This window comes from Kitasatospora sp. NPDC051705 (assembly GCF_044453265.1).
GTDB lineage: Bacteria > Actinomycetota > Actinomycetes > Streptomycetales > Streptomycetaceae > Kitasatospora.
Genome location: NZ_JBITCO010000016.1, coordinates 60,892 through 72,485, shown reverse-complemented (window position 1 = coordinate 72,485; position 11,594 = coordinate 60,892). Strand labels below are relative to the sequence as shown.

Annotated in this window: 14 protein-coding genes and 1 pseudogene; 9 read left to right on the top strand and 6 right to left on the bottom strand. The window is 74.0% G+C overall.

The window, feature by feature from the left end; genetic code table 11:
- Window positions 1-28: 28 nt before the first annotated feature.
- From ACIA8Q_RS21145 to ACIA8Q_RS21125, 5 genes are all read left to right on the top strand, one after another.
- Window positions 29-502, top strand: a complete 474-nt coding sequence (locus ACIA8Q_RS21145; RefSeq protein ID WP_396317545.1) for a PPOX class F420-dependent oxidoreductase — start codon at window positions 29-31, stop codon at window positions 500-502.
- A gap of 211 nt (window positions 503-713) precedes the next feature.
- A complete protein-coding gene (locus ACIA8Q_RS21140; protein ID WP_360213062.1) occupies window positions 714-1,613 on the top strand; it encodes an aminoglycoside phosphotransferase family protein in 900 nt (299 codons plus the stop codon).
- A 162-nt stretch (window positions 1,614-1,775) separates the two neighbouring features.
- Window positions 1,776-2,291 (top strand): DUF6232 family protein, encoded by a 516-nt coding sequence (locus ACIA8Q_RS21135; RefSeq protein WP_360213060.1) that lies wholly within the window; start codon window positions 1,776-1,778, stop codon window positions 2,289-2,291.
- Window positions 2,288-2,611, top strand: a complete 324-nt coding sequence (locus tag ACIA8Q_RS21130) for a hypothetical protein (RefSeq protein WP_396317544.1) — start codon at window positions 2,288-2,290, stop codon at window positions 2,609-2,611. Before ACIA8Q_RS21135 ends, ACIA8Q_RS21130 begins: the two co-directional genes overlap by 4 nt.
- Before the next feature lie 71 nt (window positions 2,612-2,682).
- Window positions 2,683-3,417, top strand: a complete 735-nt coding sequence (locus ACIA8Q_RS21125) for a tyrosine-protein phosphatase (RefSeq protein WP_360213056.1) — start codon at window positions 2,683-2,685, stop codon at window positions 3,415-3,417.
- 28 nt (window positions 3,418-3,445) lie between these two features.
- Here ACIA8Q_RS21125 and ACIA8Q_RS21120 read toward each other — a convergent pair whose 3' ends face one another.
- Complete coding sequence (locus ACIA8Q_RS21120) at window positions 3,446-4,396, bottom strand: pentapeptide repeat-containing protein (RefSeq protein WP_396317543.1); 951 nt, start codon at window positions 4,394-4,396, stop codon at window positions 3,446-3,448.
- A 185-nt stretch (window positions 4,397-4,581) separates the two neighbouring features.
- On the opposite strand from ACIA8Q_RS21120, the gene ACIA8Q_RS21115 reads away from it, so the two are divergent.
- Window positions 4,582-5,229, top strand: a complete 648-nt coding sequence (locus tag ACIA8Q_RS21115) for a GNAT family N-acetyltransferase (protein ID WP_396317542.1) — start codon at window positions 4,582-4,584, stop codon at window positions 5,227-5,229.
- Between the two features lie 54 nt (window positions 5,230-5,283).
- Here the strand turns inward: ACIA8Q_RS21115 and ACIA8Q_RS21110 are convergent, their stop codons facing one another.
- Complete coding sequence (locus tag ACIA8Q_RS21110) at window positions 5,284-6,063, bottom strand: SGNH/GDSL hydrolase family protein (RefSeq protein WP_396317541.1); 780 nt, start codon at window positions 6,061-6,063, stop codon at window positions 5,284-5,286.
- A 97-nt stretch (window positions 6,064-6,160) separates the two neighbouring features.
- Window positions 6,161-6,517 (bottom strand): annotated as a pseudogene (locus tag ACIA8Q_RS21105) (winged helix-turn-helix transcriptional regulator); the annotation flags it as partial.
- A 98-nt stretch (window positions 6,518-6,615) separates the two neighbouring features.
- Here ACIA8Q_RS21105 and ACIA8Q_RS21100 point away from each other — a divergent pair.
- Both ACIA8Q_RS21100 and ACIA8Q_RS21095 read left to right on the top strand, forming a co-directional pair.
- Window positions 6,616-7,830: a pyridoxal phosphate-dependent aminotransferase gene (locus ACIA8Q_RS21100; RefSeq protein WP_360213048.1), complete on the top strand. Its 1,215-nt coding sequence runs from the start codon at window positions 6,616-6,618 to the stop codon at window positions 7,828-7,830.
- Between the two features lie 42 nt (window positions 7,831-7,872).
- A complete protein-coding gene (locus tag ACIA8Q_RS21095) occupies window positions 7,873-8,205 on the top strand; it encodes a YnfA family protein (RefSeq protein WP_360213046.1) in 333 nt (110 codons plus the stop codon).
- A 66-nt stretch (window positions 8,206-8,271) separates the two neighbouring features.
- On the opposite strand, the gene ACIA8Q_RS21090 is transcribed toward ACIA8Q_RS21095, so the two are convergent.
- From ACIA8Q_RS21090 to ACIA8Q_RS21080, 3 genes are all read right to left on the bottom strand, one after another.
- On the bottom strand, window positions 8,272-9,939 hold the full coding sequence (locus ACIA8Q_RS21090) for a metallophosphoesterase family protein (RefSeq protein ID WP_360213044.1): 1,668 nt from the start codon (window positions 9,937-9,939) through the stop codon (window positions 8,272-8,274).
- 206 nt (window positions 9,940-10,145) lie between these two features.
- Complete coding sequence (locus ACIA8Q_RS21085) at window positions 10,146-10,400, bottom strand: hypothetical protein (protein WP_360213042.1); 255 nt, start codon at window positions 10,398-10,400, stop codon at window positions 10,146-10,148.
- 232 nt (window positions 10,401-10,632) lie between these two features.
- Window positions 10,633-11,037: a (2Fe-2S) ferredoxin domain-containing protein gene (locus ACIA8Q_RS21080; RefSeq protein ID WP_360213040.1), complete on the bottom strand. Its 405-nt coding sequence runs from the start codon at window positions 11,035-11,037 to the stop codon at window positions 10,633-10,635.
- Window positions 11,038-11,226: 189 nt separating this feature from the next.
- On the opposite strand from ACIA8Q_RS21080, the gene ACIA8Q_RS21075 reads away from it, so the two are divergent.
- On the top strand, window positions 11,227-11,577 hold the full coding sequence (locus tag ACIA8Q_RS21075; RefSeq protein WP_360213038.1) for a metalloregulator ArsR/SmtB family transcription factor: 351 nt from the start codon (window positions 11,227-11,229) through the stop codon (window positions 11,575-11,577).
- Window positions 11,578-11,594: the final 17 nt, after the last annotated feature.

Here is an 11,594-nt window from a genome sequence, read left to right as displayed (position 1 = left end):
CCCGTTGTGCCCTCCTACGCTGGCGCGCATGGACACCTCCCGCCCGCTGAACGCCGGCCCGGCCCCGTCCGCGGGCCGCGCCGGAGCCTCCTCCGCGACCGCCCCCGCGACCGCCTCCTCGGCCGCCTCCGCCCGGCTGTCGGAGCTCGCCGCCGCCAAGTACCTGCTGTTCACCACCCACCGGAGGAACGGCACCCCCGTGAACACCCCGGTCTGGGTGGCGCGCGACGGGGACGCGCTGGTCTTCACCACCGTCACCCGCACCGGGAAGGTCAAGCGGCTGCGCAACCGCTCCGACGTCCTGGTCGGGCCGAGCGACATCCGCGGCACCCTGCTCGGCGAGCAGGTCCCGGCGACCGCCGTCCTCGACTCCGCGCGCGCCCCCGCCTACCGCAGGCTGCTGCGCCGCAAGTACGGGCCGCTCTGCGCGATCGCGCTCACCGCGAACGTGCTGCGCTTCGGCAAGGGCGGGACGATCGGCGTGCGGGTCACCCTGGACTGAGCCGGTCCCGGACGGCCGGCGGGGTACCTCGCGTGGCGGGGTACGTCGCGCGGCGGGGTAGGACCGGCCCCCGGGCCCGACCCGGCGAGGGGAGGACCCGCCACCCGGGCCCGACCCGCCACCGGCATGCGAACGGTCCGCGCCCGCGGGTCGGCGGACCGGCTTCCGGAAACGCCTGAAGGGCGGCGGTCCGCGCTGTACGCTGCCGCACATGTGCGCTGCCACCCGGATGCACCCCGACGAACTGGTCATCGACGCGGCCCTGGTGCGGCGGCTGATATCCGCCCAGTTCCCGGACTGGGTGGGCCTGCCGGTCACACCGGTCGCCTCCGTCGGGACGGACAACGCGATGTTCCGGCTCGGGCCCGAACTCGCCGTCCGGCTCCCCCGGGTGGAGTGGGCGGCCGGGGACGTCCGGCGCGAGAAGCAGTGGCTGCCGAAGCTCGCACCGCACCTCCCGCGGCCGGTCCCCGCCCCCGTCGCGGTCGGCAGACCCGCCGCCGGCTACCCCTGGGAGTGGTCGGTGGTCCGCTGGCTCGACGGCGTCAACCCGGCCGTCGGCGCCCTCGCCGCCCCCGACGGGCTCGCCCGCGACCTGGCCGGCTTCGTCACCGCGCTGCGGGCCGTCAACCCGGCCGGCGGCCCCGCCGCCCACCGCAGCCTCCCGCTCGCGTCCCGGGACGGCTCCACCCGCGCCGCCATCGCCCAGCTCGCCGGGGCCGTCGACACCGGGGCGGCGACCGCCCTGTGGGACAAGGCCCTGCGGCTGCCCGAGTACGCGGGACCGCCCAGCTGGATGCACGGCGACCTCACCCCCGGCAACCTGCTGGTCGACCGCACCGGCCGGCTCGCCGCGGTCGTCGACTTCGGCCTGATGGGCGTCGGCGACCCGACCGCCGACCTGATCGTCGCCTGGAACCTGCTGCCCGCCTCCGCCCGCCCCGCCTTCCGCGCCGCGCTAGGCGCCGACGACGCGATGTGGGCCCGCGGCCGCGCCTGGGCCTTCTCCATCGCCCTGGTGACGATCCCGTACTACCGCCACACCGACCCGGGCCTGACCGCCAACGCCCGCCACGTCGTCCGCGAGGTGCTCGCCGACCGCAGCGCCTGACGGCCACCGCGGCGCCTGACTCCCGGCGCGGTGCACCTGACGGCACGCCCCGCGCACTGCCGCACCGGGTGCCTGACGGTCCTTCCGCTGCGCTCGCGGCGGCCCCGGGTCGGCGGCCGTTGCTATGGTTCTCCCCGCTACTCACGCGCAGGGGGACGGAACGTGGCACGCAGAAGCAATGTGATCGACGTCAGGGTCAGCCGTCGGGTGCTGTGGGTGGGCGGTGACGCCTACCCGCTGCACAACATCGCGCGGGCCCGGCGGTTCGAGACGGTGCCGCCGAAGCGCGCCCGGGTGATCCTCCGGTTCGTCCGGCAGGTGATCGGCCTGCTGCTGGCCACCGCGCTGCTCGGCTCGCTCACCTCCAGCTCCGCGAACCCCACCGCGGGCAACCTGATCGCCGTGGTGATGGTCGCCCTGTTCCTGGTGAGCCTCTACCGGCTGGTCACCCGGCTGCGGATGCGGACCCTGTACTCGCTGATCATCGAGACGTCCAGCTCCTCGAACACGGCCGTGGTCAGCCACGACGCCTGGCAGGTCAACAACCTGATCGAGCTGATCATGGAGGCGATCGACAACCCGCAGGCCGAGTTCGCGGTCCAGGTGGAGAACGTCCACGTCGGCGACCGGATCACCCAGTACGGCGACCACAACATCGGAAAGAAGGTCGGTCTGTGAACGGCGGCATCCACTTCGGCGACTCGGTCACCCAGCACGGCGACCACAACATCGGCATCGTCAAGAACCAGGGCCCCGTCGACCCCCAGACCGCGATGCGCGAACTCATCGCCGCCGTGGCGCAGTTGCGCGGCCAGGTCCCGGCCGAGGACCGCGAGGTCCTCGACGAGTCCCTGGAGGCCATCGGCGACGGCCGCGGCACCCCGCCGGCCACCCTGCGCCGCGCCCTGCGCAACATCTCCGGCGTCGCGGCCCTCGCCGCCGCCGGCGCCCCCGTCGTGGAGTCGATCCGCCGCATCCTGGACTCGCTCGGCTCCTGAGCCCCTCCCGGCCCCGTCCGCCGCCGCCCCGGCCCGGGGTGGTGGCGGGACCGGTGGCTAGAGTGCGGCGCATGACGAAGCGTCACCTCGCATTCGACCGACTGCACAACTTCCGCGATCTGGGCGGGTACCGGGCCGCCGGAGGACGATCCGTCCGGTGGGGTCTGCTCTACCGCTCCGACTCACTGGGCAAGCTCACCACGGACGGCGACCTCGGACGGTTCCGGGAGCTCGGCGTACGGACGGTGATCGACCTGCGCTACCCGTGGGAGATCGCCGCCAAGGGGCGGGTGCCCGACCTGGACGGGCTCGCGTACCACAACCTCTCGATCGAGCACCGCCCGTACGACCAGGCCGCGATCGACCCTCGGCTCGACCCCTGGCGCTACCTCGCCGACCGCTTCGCCGAGGTCGCCGAGGACGGGGTGAAGGAGATCCGCCAGGCCCTGGACGTGATCACCGCGGCCGAGGAGCCGCTGGTCTTCCACTGCGCCTCCGGCAAGGACCGCACCGGCCTGGTCGCCGCCCTCGTGCTCACCCTGCTCGGGGTGTCCGAGGACGACGTCGCCGCCGACTTCGCCCTCACCGAGCTGGCCACCCCGCACCTGATCGCCGACTGGCACGCCGCCAACCCGGGACGCACCCTGGGCTGGCCCGGCTACGGGCGGGCCCCGGAGACGGTCATCCGGCTCGCCCTCGCCGACCTGGCCGCCCGCCACGGTTCGGTCGAGGCCTACGCCACCGGCACCCTCGGCGTGGACCGCGACCAGGTCGCCGCCCTCCGGGCCCGGCTGCTCACGGACTGATCCCCCGCCGGGCGCCCGCCCCCCGGGTCTAGCGCCGCCGGCCCTGGCGGCCGCCGCCACCCTCGCGGCCGCCGGGTCGCGGCCTGCGCGGGCCGCGCGCCTTGCCGGCGGGCGCGGCGGCGGCCACCGGGGCGGTGGTGGTGTCCGGCCAGTGGGCGGGCCGGGTGAGGCCCGCGGGGAGTCGGGTGGAGGCGTCGCCGCGGGCGGCGTTGAGCTGGGCCTGGGTCAGGAAGAGGGCCTCGGTGAGGTCGGCGCCGCCGAGGGCCGCGTCGCGCAGGTCGGCGCCGATGAGGTCGGCGAGGCGCAGGTCGGCGCCCGTGAGGTCGGCGGCGACGAGCAGGGCGCCGCGCAGGTTGGCCCCGCGCAGGTCGGCGCCGCGCAGGCGGGCCCCGAAGAAGTCGGCGCCGCGGTGCTCGCGGCGGTTCGGGACGGCGGCCCGGACGAGTTCGCCGGCGCGCAGCAGCAGTTCGCTCACGCGCTGCCGGTGCGCGGGGACGTCGACGGCGAGGACCTCCTCGGGGGTGCCGCCGGCGAGCCGGTCGGTCTCCTCCAGGGCCTGCCGCAGGTCGGCGTGCAGGGGGCGGGCCGGGGCGTAGGTGAGGGCCTCGGTGAGGTACCAGAGCAGCTCGTGGAGCTGCCGCACGACGGGGAAGACCTCGTACATCGCCCTGGCGCCGGCGGGTTCGGCGCGCCAGCTGCGGCCGCCGAAGGTGACCTGGGAGACGCGCTGCCCGGCGCCGAAGCAGTCGTAGACGGTGCAGCCCTGGAAGCCCTTGTCGCGGAGCTTCTCGTGGATGCCGCAGGTGAAGTCGGTCTGCAGGTTGCGGCAGGGCGTGCCGGCGGCCTTGTCGACGGCGAAGTCGGAGCCGGCGGCGAAGGGCAGCGCGACGCAGCAGAGCCCGAAGCAGCTGGTGCAGTCGGAGCGCAGCTCGGTCGGCCCGGCCGCCGTGGGGTCCTGCGGCGGCTCGGTCTCGCGCACGTTTCCTCGGTCCTTCCGGCGTCGGGGCACCGGGCGGTCCGGTGCGGTGAACCCGCCGGTCGGTGGTACTCGCCGGGCTCGTGGAACCCGTCAAGCGTACTGTGCGCCCGCCGGGCGCTGGTCACGGCCACCCCACCCCGGTAAGGTCTCAATCAGTAGTGCACCTATTACGTACGGGGGTAGGAGTGCAGGACCCGAGCATCAACGAACTCGTTCGGATGTGGATCGCCGGGTGGACGGTCTCACGCGGGGCGGCCGAACCGGTGGACGAGCCCTGGGGCTGGACGATCGACGTCGGCGTGGTCGGCCACGTCGCCCGGCACGTGCTGCCCGAACCGACCGAGGCCGACGTCCGAAAGATCGCCGAGTGCACCACCGCGCCCGGCACCTGGCTGAAGCTGTTCACCGAGGACGCCGCCGTCCGGCCCTGGCTGGGCCCGCAGTGGCGGCTGGACGAGCCCGGCTACCTGATGACCGCCCCGCTGACCGCCGAACGGCCCGCGGTGCCGGCGGGGTACACCGTGACCAGCTGGACCAGGGGCGGGGTGGCCCGGGTGCTGGTCCGCACCGGGGCCGGACACCTCGCCGCCCGCGGCCAGGCGGGCCTGGCCGGCGCGGTGGCCGTCCCGGACCAGATCCTCACCGCCCCCGAGCACCGGCGCCGCGGCCTGGGCGCCCTGGTGATGCGGACCCTCCAGGACACCGCGTACCGGGCGGGCGCCGACACCGGCGTCCTGGTCGGCACCGAGGCCGGCCAGTCGCTCTACCGGGCGATCGGCTGGACCACCCGCACCCCGATGGCGAGCCTGGTTCTCGACCCGGAGGCCGGCTGACGGCTCACGGCTGACGGCTGACGGCTCACCCGCGGCCGGAGGCCGCCCGACCGCTCACCCGCGGTAGGGCAGCAGCTCCGCCCGCTTCGGCGGCCGGCCGTCGCCGGAGGAGCGCCCGGTGAGCCGGCGGCCGATCCACGGCCCGAGGTGGCTGCGCAGCCAGCGGGCGTCGGTGCGCAGCCGCTCGGCCGGGCCGGGCGGGGCGACCGGCGGCAGCGGGGCGCGCCAGTCGGCGGCGGCGGGGCGGCCGAGGGCCTCCAGCACCCCGTCGGCCACCCGGCGGTGCCCCTCGGGCGAGAGGTGCAGGCGGTCCTCGGCCCAGAGACGGCGGTCGTCGAAGCAGGGGGCGGAGAAGAGGTCGACGACGGCGACGCCCTCCTCCTGCCCGAGCTCGTGCACGAAGGCCTTCATCCGCAGGATGGCGGGCAGCAGCCGGGCGCTGCCCGCCATCCTGCGGGTGGGGTCGGTGCTGGTGAAGAGCACGACGGTGGCGCCGGTGGCGCGCAGTTCGGTGGCGCAGCGGCCGAGCAGCCGCTCGACCCGGGCGATGTCGCAGCCCGGGCGCAGCACGTCGTTGAGGCCGCCGGCGAGGGTGACCAGGTCGGCGCCCATGGCGGCGGCGACGGACAGCTGCTCGTCGTGGATCTGGCCGATGAGCTTGCCGCGGACGGCGAGGTTGGCGTACCGGAACTCCTCGTCCGCGGCCTCGCCGGCGAGTGCTCCGGCGACCCGGTCGGCCCAGCCCCGGTAGTGGCCGTCGGGCAGCAGGTCGTCGCACATCCCCTCGGTGAAGGAGTCCCCGACGGCGACGTACCTGCGGTAGGTGGTGGGCACGGGCGGCCTCCGCTCTGCTCCGGTTGCTCCGTGGCCCGACGATCGTACGCGCGGGCCGCTACGCCCCGACGGCCGCCCCGTCCACGGCCTTCCGGGGGGCGACCCAGTGCTCGCGGACGGCGTCGGTGGGCCGCTGCTCGCCGAGGGCCGGCAGGCCCCATTCGCCCAGGGCGTCGATCACCGGGCGCAGTTCGCGGCCCCGCTCGGTGAGCTCGTAGACGGTGGCGTTGGCGGGCCGTTCGAGCCGTCGGCGCAGGACCAGGGCGTCGCCCTCCAGCTGCTTGAGCCGGGTGGCGAGGATGTCGGTGGACACGCCCGGCAGGTCGGCGTGCAGGTCGGTGTAGCGGCGCGGACCGCCCAGGAGTTCACGGACGATCAGGAGGCTCCAGCGCTCCCCCACCGCGTCCAGGGCGCGGGCGACGGCGCAGTACTGGTCGTAGCTTCGGCGTGACATGTGGATCAGCATAGCCAAAAGGTTGGACTTTCCAAGTGACAACTTGGTAGAACAAAGCAACAGCAACGATGCGGGTGGTGACGGTCGGGAGGCCGCTGATGGAGTTTCGACAGTCCAGCAAGCTGAATGACGTGTGCTACGAGATCCGCGGCCCGGTGGTCGACCAGGCCAACGCGCTGGAGGAGGCCGGGCACAGCGTGCTGCGGCTGAACACCGGGAACCCGGCTCCGTTCGGCTTCGAGGCGCCCGAGGAGATCATCCAGGACATCATCCGCAACCTGCCCAGGGCGCACGGCTACAGCGACTCGCGCGGCATCCTGCCGGCCCGCCGCGCGGTGGTGCAGTACTACCAGCAGCGCGGCGTCAGCGGGGTCGGCGTCAACGACGTCTACCTCGGCAACGGCGTGTCCGAGCTGATCCAGATGGCCGTCACCGCGCTCGTCGACGACGGCGACGAAGTGCTCGTCCCGATGCCGGACTACCCGCTGTGGACGGCCGTGGTGCGCCTCGCCGGCGGCAAGGCCGTGCACTACCTGTGCGACGAGCAGGCGGACTGGTACCCGGACCTCGACGACATCGCGGCGAAGATCACCGCCCGCACCAAGGCCATCGTCGTCATCAACCCCAACAACCCGACCGGCGCGGTCTACCCGAAGGAGCTGCTGGAGGGCATCCTCGACCTCGCCCGCCGGCACCACCTGATGGTCCTCGCCGACGAGATCTACGACAAGATCCTCTACGACGACACCGAGCACCACTGCCTGGCCGCCCTCGCCGACGACGTCCTCACCCTCACCTTCAACGGCCTCTCCAAGGCCTACCGGGTGGCCGGCTTCCGCAGCGGCTGGCTGGTCGTCTCCGGGCCCAAGCAGCACGCCACCGACTACCTGGAGGGCCTGACCATGCTCTCCGGGATGCGCCTGTGCCCCAACGTGCCCGCCCAGTACGCCGTCCAGGCCGCGCTCGGCGGCCACCAGTCCATCAACGACCTGGTGCTGCCCGGCGGCCGGCTCACCGAGCAGCGCGACGTCGCCTTCAAGGCCCTCAACGAGATCCCCGGCGTCAGCTGCGTCAAGCCCAAGGGCGCGCTGTACGCCTTCGCCAGGCTCGACCCGGCGGTCCACCGGATCGTCGACGACGAGCAGTTCGTGCTGGACCTGCTGCTGCGCGAGAAGATCCACGTCGTCCAGGGCACCGGCTTCAACTGGCCCCGCCCCGACCACTTCCGCTTCGTCACGCTCCCCCGCGCCGACGACCTGGAGACGGCCATCAACCGCATCGGCCGCTTCCTGGCGACGTACCGCCAGAGCTGACCGCCCACCCCGCCCCGCCGGACGGACCCTAGGCTCGACCGCATGACCGTCCTGCGCTCCGCCGCCCTGTTCGTCCTCGCCGCCCTCGCCGAGATCGGCGGCTGCTGGCTGGTCTGGCAGAGCGTGCGCGAGCAGCGCCCGTGGTGGCTGGCCGGACTGGGCGTGGTGCTGCTCGGCGCCTACGGCTTCGTCGCGGCGCTGCAGCCGGACGCCCAGTTCGGCCGGGTGCTGGCCGCGTACGGCGGGGTGTTCGTGGCCGGTTCGCTGCTGTGGGGCGTGCTCGTGGACGGCTTCCGGCCGACCCGCCACGACGTGGTCGGCGCACTGATCTGCCTGGCCGGGGTCGCCGTCATCATGTACGGCCCGAGGCGCTGAGCCGCACCGGGCCCCGGTGCCGGGGACTCGCCTCCCCGGCACCGGGGCCCGTCGGGCGCGCCGGGGCTACCAGCCCCAGCCGCCGCCCTCGCCGTCGTCGTCGCGGCCGGAGTCCCAGCCCTCGCCGACCTTGCGCAGGATCGAGTAGTTGTCGATCTGCGTGCCGTCCTCCGCCAGGGCGGTGACCTTCATGACCGACTTCTGGCCCAGGTGGGCCGGGGTGACGTCGACCTTGATGAAGGAGTAGCCGGTGTAGCGCACCCGCGACCACTGGATGGTCTCGGGGGTCTTCACCCGGCCCTTGCTCCAGTAGTACGTGGTGACCTCGTCCTGGTGGTTCTCGTGGCCCTCGTAGGTGTCCGGGGTCGCGAAGTTGTACAGGCTGCGGCCGGCCGCGCCCGCGGTCACGTAGACCACGCCGTCCTTCTCGGGCTCGATGGTGGCGCCGCTCGGCACCTGCTTCGAGACCTTGTTGCCCAGGATGGCGTCGGTGCGCTCGTAGATGTGGTTGTGGCCGTTGATGACCAGGTCCACCCGGTACTTCTCGAACAGCGGCACCCAGGCCTCGCGGACGCCGCCCTCGGAGGCGTGCGCGACGGTGGTGGAGAAGGCGCAGTGGTGGAAGAAGACCACGACGAAGTCGACGGTCTCGTCGCTGCGCAGGTCCTTGAGGGTGCGCTCCAGCCACTTGGTCTGCTTGCCCGCCGAGACGCCCAGGTTGGCCGGGATCTCGTAGGAGACGTCGTTGGCGTCGAGGGAGATGACGCCGACGTTCTTGTAGCGGAAGGTGTAGACGCCGGGGACGCTGCGCGGGTCCGGGCCGTTGTCCGGGAGGAAGAAGCGGGAGTTCTCGCCGCCGTAGCCGTTGGGCGAGTACCAGGCCTCGATGTCGTGGTTGCCGTAGGCGACCATCCACGGGATCTCGGCGGCGACGGTCTCGGTCTGGACCAGGAAGGCGTCCCAGGTCTTCGCGTTGAAGACGGACTTGTCCGGGTCGGTGCCGGAACCGGCCGGGTCGGCGTAGCAGATGTCGCCGGCGTGCAGGTGGAAGGCCGGCTTCTGGGCCTTGATGATGTGGTCGTTGCCGGCCGCGTGCGCGCTGACGCCCTGGTCGCCGAAGGCCGTGAAGGTGAACGGCTCGTAGACCTTGCCCCAGCGGTGGTCCCGGGAGGGCGCGGTGCGGAAGGTGTGCAGGGTGGAGATCTGCTGCTGCGAGGCCGGGTCGAAGCCCTCGTGGCCGACGCCGTAGTAGTACGTGGTGTCGGGGTGGAGGTCCTCCAGCGCCACGTGCAGGTAGTACTGGTCCACCGGCTGGCCGGTGGGGGTCAGCGCCGGGGTGTGCAGGGCGCGGACCTCGGCCTGCACCTTGTGGCTGAGCTCCCACGGGGTCCTGCCGAAGCGCAGGAACGGCTTCTTGACCGGCGCCGGCACCTGCCAGGAGACGCGGAACTGGGTGTCCGGCTCGGGGCCGAACTGGAGGTGGCGGCCGATCGGCGCGACCAGCGAACCGTCGATGCCGTCCGCCGTACCGGCCGGGAGCAGCGTCGGGCCGGCCGGCGCGGCGAAGGCGGTGCCGCTGCCCATCGCACCGCCGACGGCGATGGCGCCGACGGTCACGGCGCCGGCCCGCAGCATCCGGCGGCGGGAGAAACGGGCCCGCAGGTACTCGTGCTGCTCGGCCATGCTCATGCGGTCGGCGAGCCGGGCCGGCACGCCCATGTTGGGGATATCCATGTGCCGGACTCTTCCAGTGGTGCGTTGACCGCACGCGGACGCGCGGTGAACGGGCCGCAGCGTGCCGCTCATTCGAACGCCAATGTTCGACCAAGACGGAGTAAAGACCGCGCTCGCCGCCGGACCGACCGGGGATCATGGCCCCGACCTGCGGGGCCGCCTGAGCGGCCGTCGGGCCGGGGCGGAGGCGCCGCGCCGACGGCTCCTCAGCCGGACGGCTCGTCCCAGTGCGTCGTGGAGCGGTTGCCGGTGCCGTCGCAGGTGCGGCAGATCTCGTCCCGGTAGGCGTGCTTGGCACCGCCCGCGTCGACCCGGTACCGGACGTAGACGCCGGTGCCGTCGCAGAGGAAGCAGTTGCCGCCCCCGCCGCCCACCTCGGTGGTGCCGGTGCCCTGGCAGGTCCGGCAGCTGAGGCCGGCGGTCCGGCCGGTGCCCGCGCAGATGCGGCAGACCGTCGTCATCGTCTTCCTCCCTGGGCGGAACCGCTCGCGACCACGGGTCATGCTAGTGGGGCCGCCCGAGGGCGGCGCCCACGGATGCCCGTCGACTGGAGGATCCGCCGAACCGCCCGGCCGGAAAGGGCGGTGACGGGAGCTCAGTCCGCCCCGGAGGCCACCCCGCGCACCACTCGGACGCCACCCCGCGCACCACTCGGGCGCCGCCCCGCGCACCACTCGGGCAGGGCCTCGCGGACTACTCGGGCAGGGCCTCGCGGACCCTGCGGGAGACCGAGATCAGCTGGAGGTCCAGCAGCCCGGGCGGATCGGCCAGACCGGGGCCGCCCGCGTGCACCCAGTCGGCGATCTCGTCGATCATGTCGTCGGCCAGCACGAAACCGAGCCAGACCGGCCGCCCGCCCGCCGCGCGGCCCGCCGAGGAGGGGCCGACCACCACCACGTTGGACTGGGTGCACACGTCCAGGCACTTGACCGCCCGGACCCGGCCCGCCGTGCCGACCGCCGCCCGCAGGCGCTCGTACTGCCCCGCGTGGTCGACGCCGGGGTGCTTGGCCTCGGTGCCGCAGCAGCAGCCGCGGCAGACCGTGACGGTCACCGGGGAGCCGGCCCCCTGCCCGCGGTCGCGGTCCCGACGGCTCATGCCCCGGCCCCGCAGCGCCCGGCCGGGGCGCACGCCCACCGGCACCTCGGTATGACTCGCCCGCTTCGCACGTTCATCGGTCGGGGTTCTCCTCCAGGTCAGGGGCGGGTCGTGCACGCGCAGCCTACCGGGCGGCGGGCGGGCCCCCGCCGGGTGCCGGGGCGCCACGGCGGTCCGTAGGATGCCCCCATGGGACACGCGACCACCGAGAACGCCGTACCGCGGATGCGCCTGGACGCGTCCAACGCGGCCAAGGTCGCGACCACGCTGCAGGCCCTGGCCACCCCCTCCCGGCTGCTGATCCTCGCCGCGCTGCGGGAGGGCCCGCGCGCCGCCACCGAACTCGCCGGCGCCGTGGGCCTGGAGCAGTCCGCGTGTTCGCACCAGCTGCGGCTGCTGCGCAACCTCGGCCTGGTCGTCGGCGAGCGCCGCGGCCGCTCGGTGGTCTACTCCCTGCACGACGACCACGTGGCCGCCCTGCTCGACCAGGCCGTCTACCACGTCGAGCACCTGCGGCTGGGCGTCTCCGACGAGGACTGACCGGCCACCGGCCGCTC